Origin of the sequence: Dactylosporangium sp. NPDC000244, assembly GCF_040300725.1 — a bacterium.
Classification (GTDB): Bacteria; Actinomycetota; Actinomycetes; order Mycobacteriales; family Micromonosporaceae; genus Dactylosporangium.
Map to the genome: position 1 here is coordinate 1 of NZ_JBEPEH010000081.1, position 21,984 is coordinate 21,984.

Here is a 21,984-nt window from a genome sequence, read left to right on the forward strand (position 1 = left end):
TCGGACTCGCTGTGCTGCCGGGTCAGGCCGCGGTAGCGACCGAGGTAGGCCGCCACCGTGGCACGCAGGACAAGCTCACCCGAAGGCTCGAGATGGGAGCTGAGGACAGAAAACGCAGCCATGTACTACGGTGCGTCACCGGCCTTGATGAACGCCAGCACTCCCGCCGCGGCAGATCCGTGCGCCGCGCCCGCTCTCACGATCGCGCTGCAGCCTGAGAGGCGCCGGCGTGCGAAGATAAGCTGTGCAGCCCTGGGGTCCCGTGCTCGGCCTTCTCGTTGGTTTGCTGATAACCTCGGGTGGCTTCGTGCTGGCCACGAACTACCGCGATCTTGCTCGCAAGCACATTCGAGCCGCGATGCGCTGGTCTCCGAGGCTTGGCGCACGAAACCGGATGACAGAGCAGGACGCGCTTCTCCTTGACCGCGGCATCGGAGCGATCTTTGCGATTGTCGGGGCCCTCCTGGTGATGCGCGCGGTCTCAGACATCCTTACCGCTGCTGGTCAGTAACCGAAGCACTCCCCATCGACCTCAACTCGGCACGACAGGAGGCCCGGGAGGCGAGGGGAGCCGGTCACCAGCTGTAGCACGCGGCGGTCGGCTGCGCACGGACGGCGGCACGAGTGAGCCCGGCAGCGCGATCCCGCCAGGCGGCATCGATCGTGACCGCCGCACGTCCGCCGGCGCGCTCGATCAGCGGCAGATGTGTGCGGCTCTTGGTGAGGTCCGCCGAGTCCGGCATGCTGATTCGATGCAAGCCGACGCCGTCATCGCGCCACTGGCAGCGTGGTCGCCGTGGCTGCCCTTCGATGATGCAGCGCTCAACGCACCTCGCCTTCCAGGCGTGTATCTGGCCCGAGAGGGAGCGGAAGGTGAACTCGCTTACGTCGGCATGGCGGGTGAACGCCGCGGCCACGGCCTACGCGGTCGGCTCACTGTGTACCGCCGCGGCAAGGCTGCCGTCAGCGGGCTGGGCGAGGCGGTATTGGATCGTGCGCTGGCCGACCCGGCGTTCGTACGAGCCCATCTCGACGAACTCCTCGCCGGTCGGCCGAAGCGGGCCGCAGCGTGGGCCCAAGATGCTTTGCGACATGCCGACCTGCACATTCGATGGGCTGTCACCCCAGACCGGCCGGCGGCTGCGGTTCTTGAGCGAGCGGTTCTCGACGCACTGGCTGCATCACCGTTGTGGAACCGGGCGCGATAGCGCGCGTCGCGGCAGATGCGGATAGAGTCCGCGTGGGATAAATCGACTCCTGGTCGGAGCAGGTGACGTCGCTCGGCGGTGGGATGCTTGCTCCAGAACCGTTGGATGGGTGGCCATGGACGATGACGAAGGTCTGGACCCCGCAGAAGTACTTGTCCTCGATCCTTTGGAGGATTCACCGCTGCCCCTGTGGGAACTCGGCTTGGGCGCGTGGGCGTCACCACAACAGCGGGTTGCGTTTCTCGGACCGGGCCTGGTCTCTTTGGTGGCTCGTGGGCTCATCGAGGTACGCCGCTTCGGCAACTGGCCGACGCGCTGGGACGCGGCACTCCGGTTGTAGGCGACGACCTTCTGCGTTCGAGCCAATCCGTCGAAGCATGGTCCGAAGACTCAGCCCACGGCGTGCTGGCGGCTCATATCACGACAACAGGCATCAGATATCTGTAGTCGTCCGCACGCGAAATCCGAAGGCTCGCATCCGCAGATCGGCAGATCCGGTAACCATGATCGGCCACGCTGGTTCGACCCCGTGCGAGCGCCGGTGGTCTCGGGAGTGCTCTTCGAGTTAGTGCGGATGCGTCCCTGGTGCGATCTGGCCGGTTCCCGGTGATCACAGTACGAGCGTACGTGTCGCCGATGTGTCGTGATCATCCACAGTGGACCGTAAATGTGGATCTTTTAGGGCGGGCCGAGTAAAGGGTTCACTGAGCGGCGCGCGGTCGCCGAAACCGTGAAACCACAGGTCAGTATCGTGCCCGGGGTGGACCTTCCGCACTCGTTGGCGCGTTGGGCGTGACCCTGGAGCCGCAAGTCAGAGCGGTTGGGGATGGGTAACAGTACGCTCGTACGGGACAAAACTCGTGTCGTGCAACGATCACTGCATCGACGGACGCCAACCAAAAAGGCCAGCTGAGCTGGCCTTTCGCAACGTCGGGACAGCGGGATTTGAACCCACGACCCCTTGACCCCCAGGGGTAGTCGGAGGTCCGAGCGACGTGCTCAAGCACGTTCTCCCAGGTCGCCTCAAGCATAAACCGGCTGGGTAAAGGGGTCTACGCGCCGAGCGTTGGACTACGGCTCAGCGCTCGATCGGCGGCCAAGGGTTCTGCAGAATCGCGTCGGCTGGTACGGAGTGGGGGTCTACCTGCCTGTTCCACGGCCCGAGCGCGAAACACCCGCTGCCTGACGTCACCGATGCCGCCGAGACGGCCACGTTTTGGCGGCACCCGCGGGACTGCGCGCGGTTGTGCGGGAAGGCATCCCATGAGCTGCTGCCGTCGCTGTAGTTCCTCGGGCGCGGCACCCCGAGCGCGTTCGCTGAGGTAGCCCGACCGGCGCCACAGGCTCGCCTCCGCGAGCCCGTGCTCGCGACGCCCGAACGAGGCCACCCGCTCCCGCTCCGGATTGCTCACATGGACGAGCGGAGCGTCGCGCGCCGGTGGCAACCTCGCTGGCCCGCGTGACCTCTGGCGGGAGCTTGCGGCATTTATCCGTCTGAGCACTTGACGTCCGGATCGCGTGTCTGAAATTCTGACTGGCTCCGCGCCGTCGCGAGGTTCGCCGATGTGGCGCAGGGCGCCGTTCGACGAGTCGCGGAGGAGTGAATTGCGTGGTGGAACCAGCAATGGCACGGCCCGGTACGCTTGCGTCCCGGTCGCGGAGGACGCCCCGGCCGATGCCGGTGATCGTGCTGGCCGACGTCAGCGGCAGCATGGACGGTGACAAGATCGTCCAGCTCAACCGGAGCATTGCGGCCATGTTCGACGCATTCGGCGCGGAGGACTCCGTTCGGGGCGAGATCCACGTCGCGGTCGTCGCCTTCGGCGGCGACGAGGCCGTGCTGCACCAGCCGATGGTCCCCGCGTCCCGCATCGGTTGGGCCGACCTGACCCCACGCGGCCGCACGCCAATGGGCAGTGCGTTCACCCGGGCCCGCGAGCTCCTTGACGACACCGAGGCGGTGCCGGAGCGGGCGTTCCCACCAACCCTCGTGCTCGTCTCGGACGGCATGCCGACGGACGACTGGGAGGCGCCGCTGGACGCCTTGCTGTCCTCGCACTGGGGGAGCCGCGCGCTGCGCGTGGCCGTTGGCATCGGCACAGACCGGACAGCCGATGCCGACGAGGTGCTGCGCACGTTCAGCACGCCCGGCGTACGCGTCATGCGGACCGACCAGGTCCACGAGATCAGCGGCCTGTTCCGGTGGGTGACGGCCACCGTCATGACCACTCTGCACGAGCGCACGGGCCAACAGGCGGTGCGGCTGGAGGAGTTCGACTGATGGCCGGTCAGCCGGCGGGGGACTGGCCATCGAGCGTGCGGACCGCGCGCAGCGGCCAACATCTGGAACTGGTCCTCGATCCACCGCTCGGCCAGGGCGGCGAGGGCGTGGTGTTCCGCACCCACCACGGCGAGCTCGCGGTGAAGCTCTACGCCGACGGCTCGGCTGCGCGACTGGAGGACCGCCTGGCGCGGCTGCGATGGCTGCCGCTGCACGGTGTCCCGATCTGCCGCCCGCTGGAGCCGCTGGCCGCACCCCACGTCGGGTATGTGATGGAGCTCCTGCAAGACATGGTCGCCTTCCGCGCGGTCTGCGGCGAGACGACCGACGACCTCACGGGCTGGTATGCGCAGGGTGGCGGGCTGCGCCGTCGGTTGCGTCTCCTCGCCCGATGCGCCGCGATCCTGGGGACGCTGCACGACCGGGGCATCGTCTACGGCGACGTCTCGCCCGGCAACGCGCTCGTCTCCGCCCGGCCGGAGCACGACGAGGTGTGGCTCGTCGACGCGGACAACCTGCAGACGGAAAGCGCTCCCGGCCCGTACCGCCTCGTCACCGCGTACTACGCGGCGCCGGAGGTCCTGCGGGGCACGTCTGGCAACACCGTGTTCAGCGACGTGTACTCGTTCGCAGTCCTGGCGTACGAGACACTCACCACGAACCACCCGCTCATCGGCGACTACGTCGACCAGGGACCGGCCGAGCTGGAGGACGACGCCCAGCGTGGCCTCCTGCCATGGATCGAGCACAGCACGGATGACCGGAACCGGACCCCGCACGGCTATCCGGCCGAGCAGGTTCTGACCCGGCAGCTGCTGGGCCTGTTCCGCCGGACCTTCGAGGCCGGCATGCACGACCCGCGCGCCCGGCCGGGCGCCGGCGAGTGGGCCGCCGCCCTCGACGGCGCGGCCGACCGGTGCGTGCAGTGTTCGGACTGCCCGCACAGCTACGTCGTCGCGAAGGACCGCTGCCCGTGGTGCGGCACCGTCCGCCCGGCGGTCATTCCGGTACTGGTGCGAGAGCAGTTCCCGTGGCTCGGTGACCGGCGTCCGTTGATACTGGAGGACAAGGGTCTGACGTTGTTCGTCCAGGCCGACCGGCCGCTGCTCGTCACCGCACGCACCGTGTACCGCGGGGCCGAGGAACCCCTCGCGGTGGTGGCCCAGGTCGACTGGAACGGCGGAGACACCCTGGTCGTGCGCAACCGGGGCAACGGCGTGATCCGGCGTGTGCCGCCGAAGGGTGGCCTGGGCCGGTCGTTGCTGCGGGGCAGCCGCGCCGACGAGCCGGTGGCGGCGGCGTGGACGTGGCATTTCGGTGACGACAGCCAGCCGCACCGGATGCTGCTGCCTCAGCCGGTGGAGGTGGCGAGTGTTCGCTGAGCAGCTGAGACCGGGCGAGATCCGCATCGTGTTGCTGCCCACCAGGCTGGCCACTTCGGTCCCGCGGTGGCTGACCCAGCTCACGGACAAGTACGCCAAGAACCGGGAGGTAGTACTCCGCCACCGGACCGGCAGCGCGGAGTTCGAGGTGACGCCCGGAAACGGCGGCGGCCAGCCGATCCGGCTCCCGGTCACGGACCAGGACACCGTCGACTGGCTCACCACCGCCGGGCGCACGCTCGTGTCGTGGGTCGTCGAGGCCACCCCGCAACAGATCGGCGTACAGTGCCACGCGTTCGCCACGGCGGATCTCGGCGCGAGCATGACCGTCGGCATCGACGATGGCGTGGCCGAACAGGTGCGAATCGCCACCCAGCGGTCGGTGACGGGCTTCGAGCCGATCCGGGACTGGCTTCGCGAGGAGTTCGCGCTTCCGGCGCTGCCTGGCCAGACCGCGGAGCGGTACATCCACAGCGGAGGTCCTGGCGGCGTGCCGGGGTCCGGTGTTCGTGCGCTGACCCTGCACGGGCGGCGGTGGGTCGCCGACATTGCCCTCACCGATGACGCTCTGCGCCTTGTGCGACTCACCGATGCGTCCTCTCGGCAGCGCGCTCGCTGGTTCCGGCTCAGCCCGCTTGACCTGCGGTTCGTCGATCGGGGCGACGAGGCCGCCGCCAGTGAGGCCATCCGGGCCGCGCTGCAGGGGCTCACCTCGGACGGGCGGACATACCTCGACTTGTGGCAGGCGTACAACGAGATCGAGCGCGAGTCGCTGGTCGACGATGCCCGGCGCATGGGGTCGGCCCGGTACCGGTCGTGCCAGGTCACCGCGGACGGCCTCTGGCGCTTCGCGCTGCAGCCGGACGACCGTGCTGGCGCCTTCCTCCGCGCGGTGGCCTCGTTCGGCGGAAAACTGCAGCTGGAGGCATCCAGAGATCTCCCGCCCGAATTCCAGGATGGGCGCGGTCGACCGGGCGCCGGTGTGCACGGCGAGGTGCGGTACGTGGTCAGGAATAACTGGACCGTCGATCTCGCCGTCGACGGGGACGACGCGCCGCCGCCAGCCGGCCACCTCTTTCGGTCGCTCTCCGGAGACCGGGTCCGCCTGCGCCGCCGAGACCTCGCCCGCGAGCGGATCGAGACCGACCAGGCCGAGCTTCCCGGGCTGCGGCTACTCATCGAGGGGGTGCCGCGGCCGGGGGCCCACCCGCGCGCCGACCGGGCCCACGACAAGGCGATCGCCGTCGCGATCAGTAGCTCGGAAGGCCCGCCACCCACCGACGTCCAACGGGCCGCGCTGGGCATGGCCGTGCGGACCCCGGACGTCCTGCTCGTGCAGGGGCCGCCGGGCACCGGCAAGACCCGCTTCATCGCCGACCTGCTGCGCTGCCTCGACGAGCTCGGCGAGCGTACGGTGTCGATGCAGCGGACCCTCATTTCGAGCGTGCAGCATGACGCGGTGGACAACGTCGCCCGCAAGGCGCGCCGGCGCGGCCTGCCCCCGACCCGGGTCGGCGCGCGGCCGGGCCGTGACTGGGAGAGCGCCCGCGAGTGGCGCGACGGCATTGTCGCGTCGGTCGAGCGGTACCTGCAGGAGCACCGGCCGGCGTCCGCCCGGCACGACGTTGCGCGAAAGCTGCGGGAGCTCGCGTCGGCCTACGAGCGGCACCCGATGACCGGCCCTGACCTGGTCGCGCTGCTCCGCACTGTGAAGGAACTGGCCGGCGCCCGGTTGCCGGGCGTTCTGCGGGACGAACTCGACCTCCTGCTGGCCGATCGGGCCGTCGTCGACCAGGTCGCAGTGACACTCGCGGGCGACGACCGACAGCGGCTGGCCCGGGAGGCTCGGTCGCTACGTGCCACGCCGGTCGCGTTCGCCGATGACGGCCCGCAGCGCGCCGCCCGGGCGCTGCGCGAGCTGGACCGGCTGCTCGACGACCCGGCCCGGCGGTTGCTGGAGGTGGCCGCGAAGGCGGGCGACAGCGGCGACGACCTGCTGGCCGAAATCGCCAACCTGCGGGTCGAGCTACTCGGCCGACTCGCCGTCGGCACCGCCCTGCTGCACGCGCCGACGCACGATCCCGACGTGGAGGCGCTGCTGCACCTCGTCGCGGACGCCGCGGCGGAGGACGCCGCCGAGACCGCCGACAGCGCAGACCAGGTCCTCCTGGCCTACCGTGACGACCTTCGAGAGGACCTGGCCCTCGTCGAGTCGACGCTGGCCCGGTACAACGCCGTGCTGGCCTCTACCGTCCAGCAAGCGAACTCGGAGGAGATGTCGCGGCTGCTCGACGCGCCGCTGCCCGTGTTCGACACCGTCGTGGTCGACGAGGCGGCGCGGGCCAACCCGCTCGACCTGATGATCCCGATGGCGTTCGCCCGCCGGCGCATCATCCTCGTCGGCGACCACAAACAGCTACCACACGCCCTGGAGCGGAAGGTCGAGCAGGAGCTGCGCCGCAACCGCTCGCTCGACGGCTCGGAGCTGTCGAAGAGCCTGTTCGAGCGCTGGTTCGACCTGTTCGCTGACGAGAAGCCGGCGGTGCGGACGATCCTGCTGGACACACAGTTCCGCATGCACCCCGCGCTCGGCCGGTTCGTCAGCGAGGTCTTCTACGGCGGTCCCGACGTGATCAAGCCTGATCCGTCGACGGTGCGGTTGACCCACGACCTGTCGATGTACGCCGGCAAGGTGGCGGCCTGGATAGACGTGCCGCGGCGAGACGGCGACGAGGAGCGGTCCGGCACGAGCTGGACCCGCCCGGCCGAGGCGCACCGGCTGGTTCGGGAGCTGAAACAACTCACTGAGCTGGACCGCGCCCGGCGGTTGTCGTTCGGCGTGATCACGTTCTACAAGGCCCAGCAAGAGCTGCTGGAGGCTGAGCTGCAACAGGAAGGGCTGGCCGTGGTCGACGACGACGGCACCTTCGTGCCCGTGCCAGCGATGCAGTTCACGGCCGAGGAGCGACCGCGGCCGCGGCTGCGGGTCGGCACCGTGGACGCGTTCCAGGGCATGGAGTTCGACGTCGTGCTGCTGTCGGTGACGCGCAGCAGTGAGGTCCCGCGGCCCCTCGGCGGTTCCGCCGAGGCCGTGCAGCGGTACGGGCACCTGCTCAGCGACAGCCGCATGTGTGTGGCGATGAGCCGGCAGCGCCGGCTGCTCATCGCCGTCGGGGACGCCGCCATGGCCGAGCGGGCAGCCACGCCGGAAATGCCGGGCCAGCCGGGCCGGTCCGTCGCCGAAGGCATCGTCGCGTTCCGTGAGCTCTGTGAGGGGGTACACGGTGCCGGGATTCGGTCCTGAGTGCCCGGTCGTCCGGCCCGAGTTCGCCGAGTTCCGGGGTAGGCAGCGGTGGCTGCTTTGGCCCGCGCTGCGGTACCGCGTTGTGTCGCCGCTGGTGCACGCAGACCGGCTCAATGTGTTCCAGGTGGCGGTGTTGGGCCTGGCCCGCGCCGGCTTCCGCGAGGCTGCGGACATCGGCCGGCTCCTCGGCCTGCAGGACGACCTCGTCGAGCTGGTCCGTTCCGACCTGCGCGCGCTGAACTACCTCGACACCTACGGCGTCATCACGACGAACGGCCGCCACGTCCTGCAGGACGGGTTCCCCGACCCCACACGGGCCATCACAACCTACGTCTACCAGGACGTCACGACCGGCACGCTTTGGCCAGCCTCGACCGTCGAACCTGGTCACTGCCAATGCGACTGGCAGAGCCCACGGACAGCGATGCTGCAGTTGGGCACGGTGGGCGCACCCGTGCGGGTGCACGCGTTCGCCGTTCACCCCGATGGCTGGACCGGTACCGAGCCGCCGGCGCACGAGCAGGTCGTGGAGGCGGTCTCCCGCGGTGAGGCGGCGAAACGGCAGGGCGGCGGGCGGACCCGTCGGTGGCGGGCCGGCCCGCCCGAACGGGTCGTTTCGCGCGTGTCGGTAATGACTGAGGGGCAGCCGGTGTGGATTCCGCTGCCGCTGCTCGCCCGGAAGCGCGACGAGGGCGGCGAGAGCACGGTGACGTGGGATGCGATGAGCCCGTTCGGTGGGCACGCCAGCCCCTACCTCCGACGGCTCGTGGCGACCCGGATCCAACGGTCGGCCCGGCTACGTGACCACGTCGAACAGTTCGTTGGCCGCCGGACCGAGGGCCTCCTGGCCGAATCCGACCTCATCGACGTCAAGCTGCGGCGCAGTATCGCAGAAACGCTCGAGCACCGCTTCACCACCCGGGTGCGCGATCACGACGCATTATTCGAACTACTTACGCTGCTGGAGCGGGAGATCGACCGGGCGCGGCGACGCGGCGACGGCAGCCCCGAGGTGGGCGACGTCGCGCGATACTCCTGGCGGCTGCACGAGCTCGTGCTGCGCGACCTAGTGGCTCGACATCGTCCGCCACGGAGCGCCATCGACCGGCTGCGCGACCCCCTCGCCCGGCAGCTCGGCATCTACTGCCGGCAGCTCGGGATGTCGTTTGGCGAGCATGCGCAGCTCGGCAAAGTGGACGCCGACCAACTCCGGCGGGGAATCAGACAGCCGGACCGGGCCTCGACTCCGGTGCTGCTGGCCGCATCTCTTGTCAGCGCCGCCAATGGGGCACCCGACCACCCGTTCCGCCAAGTCGCCGCGACCCGGCCGACGCTGCTCAGCGACCTCACGAACGTGTCGCAGGACCGCAACACGGGCGGTGCACACGCCGCCGCAATGCCGCTGAACCTCGACTACGGCGAGACCGCCTGGCGGCTCGCGCAGGACACCGCAGCCGCCTATCTCGGCGTGCCGCTGCCCGATCTCCGCACACGCAGCGAAGGGAATCGTTCCACCAATGGGTAGGCGAAAGACGTCGAACTGGCCGGCGAGCCAGCGCCGGCTTGCTCAGCAGACGGCCGCCGACAAGGCCGCCGACAAGGCTGCCGACCTGGCGGCGGCCACCAGGCGGGCCGAGGACGATACAGAGGTCAGCGCCGCGCTAGCCGAGCAGGGTCTGGAGCCGACTACGAACGACGACGCGGTGCTCTCCGTGTACGACGCGCTGCGCCGCCAGGCCGACGACTATGAGCGCGCGGCGGCGGCAGCCCGGGAACGGACGCAGGCGGCCGCGGACGCCGAGGCCGCGGCCGAGGCCACCCGCCGGCGCCTCGACGCCGAACTTGCCGAGGCCGCCGCGGCGCGCGGCGCGGCTGAGGCGCTCCAGGCGGAGGCCGCCGCCGAGCGGGCGCAGGTGCGCGTCCGTAGCGAAAGGGTGAGCGTCCGTGAGCAGGAGGCCCGGGATGGCTTCGCCGCACAGGCCGAAACCGCACGGGCCGAGCTGGAGGCCGAGCTCCGGCGCCACCGGCAGGAAGCCCAGATCGAGGAGGAGGAGCGGCGGCGCACGCTCGTCGCGGAACATGCGGCCCAGGTCGCTTTGCTGGAGGAGGACCGCGCGGCGCTCCGCCGGTCCGAGGAAGAGCTGCACTATGACAAATTGGCGCTGCTAGGACAACAGATCCAGCTGCAACGCAAGGTCGACGCCCTGGAGGCGGAGATCCAGGCACGAGCCGCGGCCGACGTCGCCGCCCTTGACCGCGAGCTGCAGGTCCTGCGGATCCAGACGGACGCCCGGACCGAGACGATCGACGAGCTGCGCAAGCAGTTGGCGGAACGAGAGCAGCAGCTGCTGCGGATCGGCGGCACAGATCCGCAGTACCTGATCGGCGAACGCGACCGGCTGGCCGCGGCCAACGCCGAACTGCGCGGCAAGCTCGCCGAGCGGCTGGCCGACGACGACCTGCACCGGCTGCGCTGGCTGGAGCAGCAGCACCGGGAGGTGGCGGGCGAACGCGACCGCTTGGCATACCGAGTCCAGGAGCTGGAGGGCGAGGCCCTCGCGAGCCGCATCAACAACCTGCAGATGAAGCAGCTCAGCGACGCCGAGCGGCACTTCGAGGTGCTTTCCCGCGGCTACGAGAGCCGGATCTCCGAGCTACACGGCACGGTGGAGCAGCTGACCCGCGACCGTCCCGACGCCGGCACGCCGCTGTTCCCGCGCTGCGTCGCGATGGACGAAGACCCGAACCTGAACGAGCCCGGCGTCGTCAGTGCCGACCGGCCCGACCTCTCGCAGCTGTCTCGGTCGCTGCAGGTGGTCATGTTGGCCGACAGCCGGCGGGCGTACCGGCTCAACGACGTGTGCGTCCTCCTCGGCGGGCTGGCGATGAGCCGGCTGCACCTGTTGGAGGGCATGAGCGGCATTGGCAAGACGTCGCTGCCAGTCGCCCTCGCCAAGGCACTGGGCACCGAGTGCGCCGTCGTGGAGGTGCAAGCCGGCTGGCGCGACCGGACGGACCTCTTCGGGCACCACAACACCTTCGAACGGCGCTTCGAGGAGTCCGAGTTTCTCCAGGCCCTGTATAGGGCACAGACGCCGAGGTACCGGGAACGTCCGTTCTTCATCGTGCTCGACGAGATGAACCTGGCCCGGCCGGAGCAGTACTTCTCGGTCTTGCTGTCGAAGATCGAGTACGAGGGCGAGCCGATTCAGCTGGTCACCCGCGGCACCGGGCGGGCACCGCAGTGGTTCGTGGACGGCTGGCGGATCCGCCTGCCCAGCAACGTCTGGTTCATCGGCACCGCGAACCAGGACGAGTCAACGCTTGAGTTCGCCGACAAGACCTACAACCGCGCGCACCTGATGGAGCTGCCGGCCCAGCGGCCCTCACTGCCGCGGCCAGCCGCGGTCCCGGAGATCGAGCCGTATGGCGCGGCCGCGCTGCGCAGGTCGTTCGAGCAGGCCTCGCAGGCGCACCGGGCGGACACGGCCGAGGTGCGCGAGTTCCTCAACGTGATTGCCGACGACCTGCGCGAGTACGGCCGGGCGGTCATGGGCCCGCGCCTCGAGCGGCAGATGGAGGCGTTCGTGCCCGTCGTCGTCGCGGCCCACGCCGGCGACACGGTTGCCGAGCAGCCCGAGGGCGACGACAGAGGGCAGGACGGCCGGTCGCTCGCCGCCGACCACTTTCTGGCCCGGAAGGTCCTTCGTTCCCTGCGTGGCCGGTACGACGTCACGCCCGGCGGTCTCGGCAAGATTCGGGACGCTGTTTGTGCCGCCTGGGAACTGCGCAGGTTACGCGGTGTCCCGGTGCGGTGCGTGCGACTCCTCGACGACGAGCAGCGGCGCAGGGAAGGGTGATGGCCGATCGGCCCGGCGCACCGGATCCGCTCGTCGTCAGCACCGTCATCGACGTCGCCCGCGCACTGGTCACGAATACGACGCTCGGTGCGTGGCTGGCCGACACCATGTTCGTGCCCGACGCATCGCACCACGCCGAGCTGAGCCCGTTCGAGCGCGCCGTCCTCGACGGACTCGACGTGATCGCCGATGTCTGCCTCCGACCGCACGACCGGCTTGACCGGGTGGACGAGCTGGTGCGGGCGGACCTGGCGCGCCGGGTGCCGCCAGCAGGCCTCGCCCGACTGGCCGGTCATACCGAGGACTGGGCGGGTGTAGAGCACGGGCGCATCATGCCGCTGCGCGTGCTGTCGCAGCGGTTCGCCGAAGACGTCGACTTTTACGAGAACCGGGTGGCTGCGCAGCTCGTGGACCGGCTCGGCGAGCACCTGACCCAGCGCATCCGCGAGCTGACCACGCTCGCCGACGGGCTGGCCGATCTCGATGAGTACGACCGGGCGCTGAAACACGCGCGGTCGTGGCGTCGGCTCGGCCGGGTCGCCCGCCTCGTCGCCAGGGCGGTCTCCGACACCACCGCGTCGGCGCTGGCGATCAACGAGACCCTCGACGTGTTCCGCCGGGCCCGGGCGCGGCTCGCGGCGCTGCACGGGTCGCCGGTGCTGCGGCGCGCGAACCGCCGGGTGCCCGTGCCGATCCGGCTCATGCGCACCAACTTGTTCCTGGGCGACGGGCGGTACCGGCAGGTCGGCGCACTCTGGGATCTGTGGGCGGTCCATGAGTCCTCTGCCATGGCGGGCGTGCGGTCGGCGGAGCGTGCATTCCCCGAGGCCTACGCGCACTATGTCGCCGCGCTCTCCCTGCGTGCGTTGGCGATCCTCGGGTACCGGCCGGACGACCCGGCCGATCCGCTGCCGTTCGCCGGCTCCACCGTGTTCCTTCGCGGCCCGGCTGGCAGTGTCACGTGGTCGATGACGGAGGACGACACAGTGCTTGTCGCGGCCGAGGGACGGCGTCTGGCCCGGCTGGTGCCGGTCAGTGACGACTTAGGCCAGCCGGCCGCCGAACGGGCGCGCGCCGCCGCGCTCGGCGTGCATGTCGACACCACGATCGTGGTGTATCCGGGCCTCCGCGCCGCCCGGGCGGCATTGCCGTCCTCCACGGAGCGCCTCGTGCACCCGGCTGGCTTCGGTGTGCTGCCTTGCCTGGTTCCGGTGACACCGCTGGAGATCGAGGGGGAGGAGCGACTCGCTCGGGCGCTGCGGTGGGTCCTGCAAGGCCGCCGGTTCGTCGCCGAGTATCCGCCCGCTGCGGAGCTGTTCGCGAGCGTGCCGACCAGCAGCGATGGCTGGTGGCGCCCGGCGGGTCCGACGCGCGTCGCGGTAACCCGGCGGCCGTCGATGGACGAGGTGGAAGCGCTGGTCCGCGAGACAACCGGACGTGAGCGGAACAGGTCCACTGCGCCGTCGCTGCCACGGACCATGGCTGCGGTTGAGACGGCGGCGCGGTCGTTCGACCTGTTCGAGACGTGCCCCATCTGCCATAGCACCATGACCGAATTCGAGCCTCGGGACCGGAACACATTCCAATCCCGCTGTGAAGTCTGCGCGACGGGCTGGGGTACCCGGATCTGCGGATCGTGCGGCGAAGTCTATCCCGTTTTGTGGCTGCACAACGTTCTGCCCGACGGGACCGGCGGCGATCGTCTCGATGTGACGGCGGGCGCGGACCTGCTCGCCGTGCCTTGCGTTGACGATCGCCTCGCGCCGGGTACCCGGTTCCGGTGTTCCTGGTGTCATGCGTGCGCGGGCCATCCCGGGTGCGGTTGTCCGGCTGCCCCTGCCGCTGGCTAGAGCGGACACGAGCCATGCCTGATGGTGCGGGGCGAGCAGTGTGGTGACGAGCCGGTAGCGGAACTGGTGGTGATGGTCATGGCGGCGTCGATGACGCGGACCGGTTGCCCGGTGAAGGCGCAGCAGCAGGAGATGTCGGCGTGATGCAGCATTAGTGCGGCGCAGCATGAGTAACGACTGGTGTGGGTTGGATTCGGTGCTGGAGCGTTATCTGTTGAGACCTGCCTTGGCCAAGATCCTGTCCTCTTGCCGCTGGACACCTTGACTCGTCGCGCGTGCTGTCAAGGTGTCTCGCCGCCTGCTGGCTCGTCGTCGGCATCGCGGTGCACCGCCTGTGAGCAGGAAGAATCTGCAGAAATTGCAATTGGTCTCGAACCGAACAAGCCGAGTCAAGGGGTCCAACAGCGGCGTGCTAGACCTGGCAGTGATGCCGAGCAATACAAAAGGGGCTCCCACAAGTCGCTGACCTGCGGAAACCCCTAGCCGGTCGGGACAGCGGGATTTGAACCCACGACCCCTTGACCCCCAGTCAAGTGCGCTACCAAGCTGCGCTATGTCCCGGTGCCCCACGCTCAACGCGCGCAGCCGGTACAGCGTAGCGCATCCCCCCGCCCTCCGCCCAAGCAGTATCCCCCTCCCGCGAGACAACCCCCATTACGCTCGCACGATGCGCCTAGAGCTGGTCACGATCGTGGTGGACGCGTACGACCCGGCGATCGAGTTCTTCGTCGGTGTGCTCGGGTTCGAGCTCGTCGAGGACTCGCCCTCGCTCACGAGTGTCGGGCAGCGGGCGAAGCGCTGGGTGGTCGTCCGGCCGCCCGGGGCGCAGACCGGCATCCTCCTCGCGCAGGCCGATGGGGAGCAGCAGGTGGCCGGGGTGGGGGAGCAGGCGGCCGGGCGGGTCGGGTTCTTTCTTCGCGTCGAGGACTTCGATGCGGCCTTCCAGCGGCTCGTCGAGCACGGAGTCGTGATCGAAGGGTCACCCCGTGTGGAGGAGTACGGGCGGATCGTGGTGTTCCGGGATATTGCCGGGAACCGGTGGGACCTGCTCGGACCGCGATAAGAAGCCGCCAAAAGGGACGAAACGGCGTCGCGCGCCGGCGGCTCGGCGGCCTAGCGTCCGTCGCCGTGCTGGGTGTTGAGCTGTTTGAGCTGTGGCGGGTCGGGCGGGTGCGGATGCCGGCGCTCGCGGAGACGTACTGGCGGGCGGCCGGGGATCTGCGGGCCGTGCCGCACGATGATGCCGAATGGGTCTCGCTTCGGTGGCAGCTGGTCGGGGTGCTCGCCGCCGCGGGCGGGCAGGTCGAGGAGGCCGCCGAGGCCGTGCGCGTCGCGGTGGTGCGGTACGCCGAGGCCGATGACGGGGCCGGGCGCGAGTTCCGGCGGCTGCGGGACGCCGGTGGGGTGCTTCGCGGATGACGTACGAGATGCTGATGCGGCACGCCGCCGACATGCGCGACCTCGCGGTCTCGGTGGCGTCCGCGGGGATCGGGGACGATCCGTATCGGCGGCGGAGCATCGAGCGGGAGTTCGCCGACCTTCCGGACGCCTTCCGGCCGATCGCCGGCTTTCCCGATCCGCGGGTCTTCGAGGCGAGGATCGAGCGGGTGCGGGATGTCCTGCGTGGACTGTCCACTGGGGATGGCGAGCTGGCCGCCCCCGGCATCGGGGACCTGAGCAGTTCGCTGCGCAACTGGCAGGGGGAGGCCGCCGAGCGGTTCAAGGCCGGGTTCGTCGAGCCGTGGCCGGCGTTCGTGCGCAACCAGTGCACCGTCGGGGTCGTGCTCAAGGCGGGGCTCGAGGCGCAGCGCGACATCTGGGCCAGGGCGCGGCAGGACGCGGACCAGATCGCGGAGCAGGGGCTGGCGGCGGTCGGGGCGTGCGGGGACTGTACGCGTACCGAATGGACGGTCACCTTCACCGTGGTCGCCTCGGTGGCGGCGATCGTGGCCGTTCCCGTCGGCGTGGGGCTGGCGCTGGCCGCGGGCGGGATCGCCGGGCTGGCGCAGGTCGCCGCCGCCACGGGGCCGGCCGAGGCGCCGCGGACCACGTTCAGTGCCGATGATCCGGCCGAGGTCGCCGACCGGGTGCGGGAGGCCGTCACGCAGTTGCGGCGGCATGTCCACGAGAAGCAGGACGAGGTGCACCGGGCGCTGCGGGACACCGGGCGGGTGCTGACGGATCAGCCGGGGCTGTTCGGATGGCGATGACCGTCACCGTGCGGGGGACCACCGCGACGCTGCACGACGACACCGTCGAGATCTCGGGACCGTGCCCGGCCGGGGATCTCGAGGCGATCGGGCGGGCGCTGTGGGCGGCCCGGACGCGGGAGGCCCTGCGGCGGGCCGGGCTGACGCGGGAGCCGGCGCCGATCGGATGGCGGGCGCAGGAGTATGTGCGCCGGAGGGCGGAGATCGTCGCATGTGGACGGTCGTGGGACGGCCGGCTGGAGCTGCGCGGGATGCGGGTGTTCCGCGTCGTCGGCGAGGTCACGAGGGACCGGGTCCAGGAGGCGGCCGCGGCGCTCATCCGGGACCAGCGGGAGCAGGTCAGGGCGCTGAAACGAGGGATCTGGCAACCGGCGGGCTCAGGCCGCGGCCTCCAGCGGTGACAGGACCCGCACCGCCCCGCCGGCGAAGATGCCGATCCGGCCGGGGCCCGCGTGCTTCGCCCCGTGCATGGCGGCGTCGGCGTCGTGCAGCAGCTGGTCGATCTCGGCGTGGTTGCGCCAGCAGGCGACGCCGATGCCGGCTGCGGTGCTCAGCTCGACGCCGGCGACGCGGACCGGTTCGCGGATCGCGTGCAGCAGGCGCGTCGCCACGTGCACCGCGTCGCCGGTCGAGCCCATCCCCTCGAGGATCACCGCGAACTCGTCGCCGGCGAGGCGGGCCGCGACGTCGCCGCCGCGGATCGAGTCGTGCAGCCGGTGGGACACGGCCGCGAGCAGCTGGTCGCCGGCGGCGTGCCCGTACGTGTCGTTGACCTTCCGGAACCCGTCCAGGTTGATCAGCAGCACCGCAACCGGGCTCCCGCGGCGGGCCCGGGCCATCGCGCGGGTCAGGTGCTCGCGCAGCAGCTGCCGGTTCGCCAGGCCCGTGAGCGCGTCGTGGAACGCCTGGTACTGCAGCGCCGCCGCCCGCTCCGCACACGCCAGCCCGAGCGAGGCCTGCGCGGCCAGCGACTGCAGGGCGGGGCGGGACTCGGCGGGCAGGGGCTTGCCGGCGCCGACCAGGAGGGTGCCGTACCGCACCGTCGACATCCGCAGCTCGAACCCCTCGGACCGGGCCGCGCCCGCCCCCGCGAACGCCGTCGCCGGCGCGGGCCCGGCCACCGCCGTGACCCCCTCGCCCTCCGGCCCCGGGCAGATCGTCACCGCCCACGCGCCGGGCGCGCCGGTCATCAGCTCCACGGCCGCCTCGACGGTGTGCCGGCACACGGCCCGCGCGTCGGCGGTCGTGCCCAGGGACGAGCCGAGCCGCGCGAAGACCCGCTCCCGGGCCGCGGCGCGCTCCTGGCGCCGGGTGGTCTCGGCGATCACGGCGGTGAAGAGCGCCAGCGCCGGTACTCCCGGCGCCTGCCGCAGCATCCGCAGGAGCGAGTCCGGCTCGGTCAGGGCGACCGCGGCCGTGACCGCGACCAGCACGGCGAGCGTGTAGGCGAGCACGTGCGGCCAGGCGCCGTACAGCCCCCGGTAGGCCACGAGCACGCACGCGAGCCCGAGCGAGCTCGTCCAGTCGTGCACGCCGAGGCCGATGGCCGCCAGCGCGGACGCCTCGAGGAGCCAGGACCACGGCGGGTAGCTCTCCCGCCGGTACCGATGCAGCCACCAGCAGCCGAGGACCACCGTGGCCCCGGCCGCCGCGACCCGTGCGGGCACGGACGCGCCGCTGTCGCCGGAGACGACCCGCGGCAGCACCAGCACCAGGCAGAACACCCCGAACACGAGGAACAACCAGCGGATCCGTCCATCGAGCGCCTTCGGCAGCCCGAGCACCCTGGTCATGCCCGAATCATGCCCGCACGAAAGGCCGGGCGGGCGCCAAACTGAGTAATGATCCACTGCTCCGGCGCACTGGATCGTGCCGCGCACCTGGCGCTACCCTGTCCGCACCGCCCGCGATGGGTGGGCGATACCGCTCATCTCGGCTCAGGGTCGGCCGAAGGTATGGCGGCCGGAGGTCCGCCGGCCGGGGCGAAGGCGGTGATGACGGGCGGTGAAGACCAGCCGGCTCCTCGCCGTGTACGCGCCCCTGTTCACCGTCGCCGCCGCCTGGGCGCTGCTGCGGCTGGCCGGCTACGAGGGCGCGCTGGTGCTGGGCTGGCTGCCGGGCGCGATCGGCATCGCCGTCGGCGGCGGATACCTGCTGGCCGCGTCCCGCACGCCGGGGCTCGACCCCGCCGGGCGCCGGTTCTGGCGTCACCTCGCCATCGCCGCGCTGCTCATCGCCCCGTCGACCGGCCCGTTCACGGAGGCGAGCCTGGGCGGGCGCAAGTCCGGCCCGCTGCTCTTCGCCGCCGTCGGGCTGCTCGCCGTGGCCCTGCTGCTCGTGCTCTGGGCCCTGCTGCGGCTGCCGACCCGGGTCCGCGGGCGCCGCGACTGGCTGCGGCTGGGGCTCGACGCGGCCACGGTGCTGGTCTGCTCGGCGACGTTCCTGTGGCACTTCGTGCTGCGCGGGGTCGCCGGCGCGCCGCTGCCGCAGGTGCTCGGCCTGAGCGTGCTGAGCGTGCTGTGCCTGCTCGCCGTGCTGGCCGTGGTGAAGCTCATCCTCGCCGGTACCAACGCCGTCGACGCCCGGGCCCTGCGGGCGCTCGCGCTCGTGGTCGTGATCGGCGCGGTCGGCTCCGCGCTGGTCCCGGTGCTGCCCAGCCCCCGCCTCGCCGGCGTCTCCGACCTGGTCACCATGTTCGAGGCGCTCATGGTCGCCGTCGCCGGGGTGCTGCAGGCGCGCCGGGCGGGCGCGGGCCAGACGGTCCCGGTCGAGCGGCGACGGCCCTATTCGGTGCTGCCGTACCTCGCCGTCGCCGCCGTCAACCTCCTCCTCGTCGCCGTCACGGTCGACGAGCTCGGCACCCTGCCCGTGCTCTTCGGCGCCGTGACGGCCACCGGCGCCGTCGTCGCCCGCCAGCTGCTCGCGTTCCGCGACAACGACGGGCTGCTGCGGTCGCTGCGCGAGCACCAGCGGCTCCTGCACGAGCAGGCCACGCACGACGCGCTCACCGGGCTGCCGAACCGGGCGCTGTTCAACGAGCGCCTCGAGCACGCGACCGCGGCCATCCTGGTCGACCTGGACGACTTCAAGGCCGTCAACGACACGCTCGGCCACCCGGTCGGCGACGGCCTGCTCGTCGAGGTCGGCCGGCGCCTGCGGGCCGCAGTGCGCCCGACGGACCTGGTGGCGCGCCTGGGCGGGGACGAGTTCGCGGTCCTGGTGCCGGAGGGCTCGCAGGACGGGCTGGACGGCCTCCCGGCCCGGATCCTCGCCGAGCTCGACCGGCCCGTGCACACCCACGGTCACGTGCTCACGGTGACGGCGAGCGTCGGGGTCGCGGCCCGGACCGACGGCGACGGCGCCCAGGACCTGCTGCGCCACGCCGACATCGCCATGTATGCGGCGAAGCGGCGCGGGAAGGGCACGCACGCCCGGTACACCCCGGATCTCAGCGGTCTGCTGATGACCCCCGAGTCCCGGCTGGGCGATCTGCGGCGGGCGATCGCGGTGGCCCGGCCGCCGTTCACGCTCGAGGTGGGGCGGGCGGCCCTGGTGTCGCCCGGGTTCACCGCCGAGCTGAGCGCCCTGCTCGCCGAGGCCGGGCTGGAGCCGGGCGGGCTGACCCTCGCGCTGCCGGCGGCGCAGCTGGCCGTCGACGGCGTGCTGCGGCGGGTCATGCGGGAGCTGCGGGCGGCGGGCGTCGGGCTGGCCCTGGACCAGACCGGCACGAACACGGTGCGGCTGGATCTGCTCAGCGCCCTTCCCTTCACCGCGGTGATCGTCGAGCCGCTCGCCGGGGACGACGATCGATCGCGGGCGTTCGCCGAGGCCGCGGCCCGGTTCGCGCGGGATGCGGGGATCGATTACAGGGTTCGATCCGAGGGCTCACTCCTAGAGAGCGCTCTCTAGATTTTCAGTTCCGGAACCGCAGGCCTCTTGACTTCCCGGCTGCCACGGATAACCCTCGTCCTTGGAGAGCGCTCTCCGAACCTCACCCCGGTTCTCGGGCCGCCCGTTCCCGGTCCGGTGAGCCTGACACCCCGTCGGCCGGAACACAAGAGCGACCGCCGCACCCCCGCGGCGGATCGTCCGGCTGCCGCCATGCCCTGAATCAGGAGCAGTGATGCACACCGCCGCACCGCCAACGGCGAACCGCCGCCGCCGAACTCTGATCCTCGCCGCCATCGCCACGTTCGTGGTGCTGGCGACGTACGTGGTCACCACCACCCTCACCGCCTCGGCCGCCGACTCCCTGATCTCGCAGGGCAAGACGGCCCTGTCGTCGTCCGACGAGAACGGCGGCACCCCCGCCTCCGCCGCGTTCGACGGCAACACCACCGGGACCCGCTGGTCCAGCGCGTTCAGCGACCCGCAGTGGATCCGCGTCGACCTGGGCCAGACGGCGACCATCTCGCAGGTCAAGCTCTACTGGGAGGCCGCCTACGCGAAGTCCTTCCAGATCCAGACCTCGCCCGACGGCAACACCTGGACCGACGTCTACTCGACCACGACCAGCACCGGCGGGACGCAGACGCTGACCGTCACCGGTAGCGGCCGCTACGTGCGCATGTACGGCACGGTCCGGGCCACCGGCTACGGCTACTCGCTGTACGAGATGCAGGTCTACGGCTCGTTCGGCACCACGAACCCGACCGGCGGCCCCTGCAACACCACCGCCAACGTGGCGCAGGGCAAGACGGCCGACGCCTCCAGCACCGAGAACGCCGGCACCCCGGCCTCCTCGGCGGTCGACGGCAACGCCGGCACCCGCTGGTCCAGCGCCGCGAGCGACCCGCAGTGGCTGCGCGTCGACCTCGGCTCGGTCCAGTCGATCTGCCAGGTGAGCATCAACTGGGAGGCCGCCTACGGCAAGGACTTCCAGATCCAGACGTCGACCGACAACGCCAACTGGACGACCATCAAGACGGTCACCGGTGGCACCGGTGGCAACCAGGTGCTCAGCGGCCTGAGCGGCTCCGGCCGCTGGATCCGCGTCTACGGCACGGCCCGCGGCACCGGCTACGGCTACTCGATCTGGGAGCTCATCGTCAACACCGGTGGCACGTCGCCGACCACGTCGTCGCCGTCGCCGACCACCAGCCCGACGCCGACCCCGACCGGCCCGCAGCTGCCCGGCGGCGGCGACCTCGGCTCCAACGTGATCGTGTTCGACCCGAGCCAGTCCTCCGCCACCATCCAGGCGAAGCTGGACCAGGTCTTCACCGCTCAGGAGACGAACCAGTTCGGCACCGAGCGCTACCAGTTCCTGTTCAAGCCGGGCTCCTACAGCGGCCTGAACGCCCAGATCGGCTTCTACACGTCGATCAACGGCCTCGGCCAGAACCCGCAGGACGTGCAGATCCACGGCGACATCACCGTCGACGCGGGCTGGTTCCAGGGCAACGCGACCCAGAACTTCTGGCGCTCGGCCGAGAACCTCTCGGTCTACCCGGTCTCCGGTGTCGACCGCTGGGCCGTCGCGCAGGCCGCGCCGTTCCGCCGGATGGACGTGCACGGCGGCATGACCCTCGCGTCGCCGAACTGCGGCTGGGCGTCGGGCGGCTACATCGCCGACTCGCGGGTCAGCGGCAACATCAACCCCTGCTCGCAGCAGCAGTGGTTCACCCGTGACTCCACGATCGGCAGCTGGAACGGCTCCGTGTGGAACATGGTCTTCTCGGGCGTGCAGGGCGCTCCGGCGAACAGCTTCCCGAACCCGCCGTACACCGTTCTGCCCACCTCGCCGGTGACGCAGGAGAAGCCGTACCTCTACGCCGACGCGTCGGGCTACCGAGTGTTCGTGCCGTCGCTGCGGACCAACAGCAGCGGCGCGACCTGGATCAACGGCCAGACCCCGGGCACCTCGCTCCCGCTCAGCCAGTTCTACGT

17 protein-coding genes and 1 tRNA gene are annotated in these 21,984 nt (G+C 71.0%); 15 read left to right on the forward strand and 3 right to left on the reverse strand.

What is annotated here, in order from left to right:
- The first annotated feature begins 307 nt into the window (after window positions 1-307).
- The gene (locus ABT369_RS56350; RefSeq protein WP_350626753.1) at window positions 308-511 is read left to right on the forward strand and encodes a hypothetical protein; all 204 of its coding nucleotides are present in this window, start codon (window positions 308-310) and stop codon (window positions 509-511) included.
- Window positions 512-575: 64 nt separating this feature from the next.
- Here the strand turns inward: ABT369_RS56350 and ABT369_RS56355 are convergent, their stop codons facing one another.
- Window positions 576-917: a hypothetical protein gene (locus ABT369_RS56355; RefSeq protein ID WP_350626755.1), complete on the reverse strand. Its 342-nt coding sequence runs from the start codon at window positions 915-917 to the stop codon at window positions 576-578.
- 406 nt (window positions 918-1,323) lie between these two features.
- Here ABT369_RS56355 and ABT369_RS56360 point away from each other — a divergent pair, with 406 nt between their 5' ends.
- The 8 genes from ABT369_RS56360 to ABT369_RS56395 all read left to right on the forward strand — a co-directional run bounded on the left by ABT369_RS56360 (window position 1,324) and on the right by ABT369_RS56395 (window position 14,029).
- On the forward strand, window positions 1,324-1,548 hold the full coding sequence (locus ABT369_RS56360; RefSeq protein ID WP_350626757.1) for a hypothetical protein: 225 nt from the start codon (window positions 1,324-1,326) through the stop codon (window positions 1,546-1,548).
- Between the two features lie 1,347 nt (window positions 1,549-2,895).
- Window positions 2,896-3,489 carry a vWA domain-containing protein gene (locus ABT369_RS56365; protein ID WP_350626759.1) on the forward strand — a complete coding sequence of 198 codons (594 nt, stop codon included), beginning with the start codon at window positions 2,896-2,898 and terminating at the stop codon, window positions 3,487-3,489.
- Window positions 3,489-4,871 carry a protein kinase domain-containing protein gene (locus ABT369_RS56370; RefSeq protein WP_350626761.1) on the forward strand — a complete coding sequence of 461 codons (1,383 nt, stop codon included), beginning with the start codon at window positions 3,489-3,491 and terminating at the stop codon, window positions 4,869-4,871. Before ABT369_RS56365 ends, ABT369_RS56370 begins: the two co-directional genes overlap by 1 nt.
- Window positions 4,861-8,175, forward strand: coding sequence for a DEAD/DEAH box helicase (locus tag ABT369_RS56375; RefSeq protein WP_350626763.1), 3,315 nt, complete (start codon window positions 4,861-4,863; stop codon window positions 8,173-8,175). The genes ABT369_RS56370 and ABT369_RS56375 overlap by 11 nt, the downstream gene beginning before the upstream one ends.
- Window positions 8,176-8,257: 82 nt before the next feature.
- Window positions 8,258-9,700 carry a hypothetical protein gene (locus ABT369_RS56380; RefSeq protein WP_350626765.1) on the forward strand — a complete coding sequence of 481 codons (1,443 nt, stop codon included), beginning with the start codon at window positions 8,258-8,260 and terminating at the stop codon, window positions 9,698-9,700.
- A complete protein-coding gene (locus ABT369_RS56385; RefSeq protein ID WP_350626767.1) occupies window positions 9,693-12,035 on the forward strand; it encodes an AAA family ATPase in 2,343 nt (780 codons plus the stop codon). Before ABT369_RS56380 ends, ABT369_RS56385 begins: the two co-directional genes overlap by 8 nt.
- Window positions 12,035-13,885, forward strand: a complete 1,851-nt coding sequence (locus ABT369_RS56390) for a DUF2357 domain-containing protein (protein ID WP_350626769.1) — start codon at window positions 12,035-12,037, stop codon at window positions 13,883-13,885. Before ABT369_RS56385 ends, ABT369_RS56390 begins: the two co-directional genes overlap by 1 nt.
- Before the next feature lie 21 nt (window positions 13,886-13,906).
- A complete protein-coding gene (locus ABT369_RS56395) occupies window positions 13,907-14,029 on the forward strand; it encodes a hypothetical protein (RefSeq protein ID WP_350626771.1) in 123 nt (40 codons plus the stop codon).
- Window positions 14,030-14,372: 343 nt separating this feature from the next.
- Here ABT369_RS56395 and ABT369_RS56400 read toward each other — a convergent pair.
- Window positions 14,373-14,446 (reverse strand) — tRNA-Pro (locus ABT369_RS56400).
- Window positions 14,447-14,552: 106 nt separating this feature from the next.
- Between ABT369_RS56400 and ABT369_RS56405 the strand changes: the two genes are divergently transcribed.
- The 4 genes from ABT369_RS56405 (at window position 14,553) to ABT369_RS56420 (ending at window position 16,496) form a co-directional block, all read left to right on the forward strand.
- Window positions 14,553-14,948 carry a VOC family protein gene (locus ABT369_RS56405; RefSeq protein ID WP_350626773.1) on the forward strand — a complete coding sequence of 132 codons (396 nt, stop codon included), beginning with the start codon at window positions 14,553-14,555 and terminating at the stop codon, window positions 14,946-14,948.
- A gap of 65 nt (window positions 14,949-15,013) precedes the next feature.
- A complete protein-coding gene (locus ABT369_RS56410) occupies window positions 15,014-15,304 on the forward strand; it encodes a hypothetical protein (protein WP_350626775.1) in 291 nt (96 codons plus the stop codon).
- Window positions 15,301-16,095, forward strand: a complete 795-nt coding sequence (locus ABT369_RS56415) for a hypothetical protein (RefSeq protein ID WP_350626777.1) — start codon at window positions 15,301-15,303, stop codon at window positions 16,093-16,095. Before ABT369_RS56410 ends, ABT369_RS56415 begins: the two co-directional genes overlap by 4 nt.
- Window positions 16,086-16,496, forward strand: coding sequence for a hypothetical protein (locus ABT369_RS56420; RefSeq protein ID WP_350626781.1), 411 nt, complete (start codon window positions 16,086-16,088; stop codon window positions 16,494-16,496). The genes ABT369_RS56415 and ABT369_RS56420 overlap by 10 nt, the downstream gene beginning before the upstream one ends.
- Here ABT369_RS56420 and ABT369_RS56425 read toward each other — a convergent pair.
- The gene (locus ABT369_RS56425) at window positions 16,473-17,888 is read right to left on the reverse strand and encodes a diguanylate cyclase domain-containing protein (RefSeq protein ID WP_350626783.1); all 1,416 of its coding nucleotides are present in this window, start codon (window positions 17,886-17,888) and stop codon (window positions 16,473-16,475) included. The two genes, ABT369_RS56420 and ABT369_RS56425, sit on opposite strands and share 24 nt — an antisense overlap.
- A gap of 211 nt (window positions 17,889-18,099) precedes the next feature.
- Between ABT369_RS56425 and ABT369_RS56430 the strand changes: the two genes are divergently transcribed.
- Both ABT369_RS56430 and ABT369_RS56435 read left to right on the forward strand, forming a co-directional pair.
- Window positions 18,100-20,004 carry a diguanylate cyclase domain-containing protein gene (locus tag ABT369_RS56430; RefSeq protein WP_350626785.1) on the forward strand — a complete coding sequence of 635 codons (1,905 nt, stop codon included), beginning with the start codon at window positions 18,100-18,102 and terminating at the stop codon, window positions 20,002-20,004.
- A gap of 214 nt (window positions 20,005-20,218) precedes the next feature.
- A partial coding sequence (locus ABT369_RS56435) for a discoidin domain-containing protein (protein ID WP_350626787.1) occupies window positions 20,219-21,984 on the forward strand: 1,766 nt, incomplete at its 3' end.

Coding starts and splice junctions, on each gene's coding strand:
- ABT369_RS56360 (WP_350626757.1), top strand. CDS start 1,324: ATGGACGATGACGAAGGTCTGGACCCCGCAGAAGTACTTGTCCTCGAT.
- ABT369_RS56415 (WP_350626777.1), top strand. CDS start 15,301: ATGACGTACGAGATGCTGATGCGGCACGCCGCCGACATGCGCGACCTC.
- ABT369_RS56405 (WP_350626773.1), top strand. CDS start 14,553: ATGCGCCTAGAGCTGGTCACGATCGTGGTGGACGCGTACGACCCGGCG.
- ABT369_RS56370 (WP_350626761.1), top strand. CDS start 3,489: ATGGCCGGTCAGCCGGCGGGGGACTGGCCATCGAGCGTGCGGACCGCG.
- ABT369_RS56420 (WP_350626781.1), top strand. CDS start 16,086: ATGGCGATGACCGTCACCGTGCGGGGGACCACCGCGACGCTGCACGAC.
- ABT369_RS56390 (WP_350626769.1), top strand. CDS start 12,035: ATGGCCGATCGGCCCGGCGCACCGGATCCGCTCGTCGTCAGCACCGTC.
- ABT369_RS56395 (WP_350626771.1), top strand. CDS start 13,907: ATGGTGCGGGGCGAGCAGTGTGGTGACGAGCCGGTAGCGGAACTGGTG.
- ABT369_RS56425 (WP_350626783.1), bottom strand. CDS start 17,888: ATGACCAGGGTGCTCGGGCTGCCGAAGGCGCTCGATGGACGGATCCGC.
- ABT369_RS56385 (WP_350626767.1), top strand. CDS start 9,693: ATGGGTAGGCGAAAGACGTCGAACTGGCCGGCGAGCCAGCGCCGGCTT.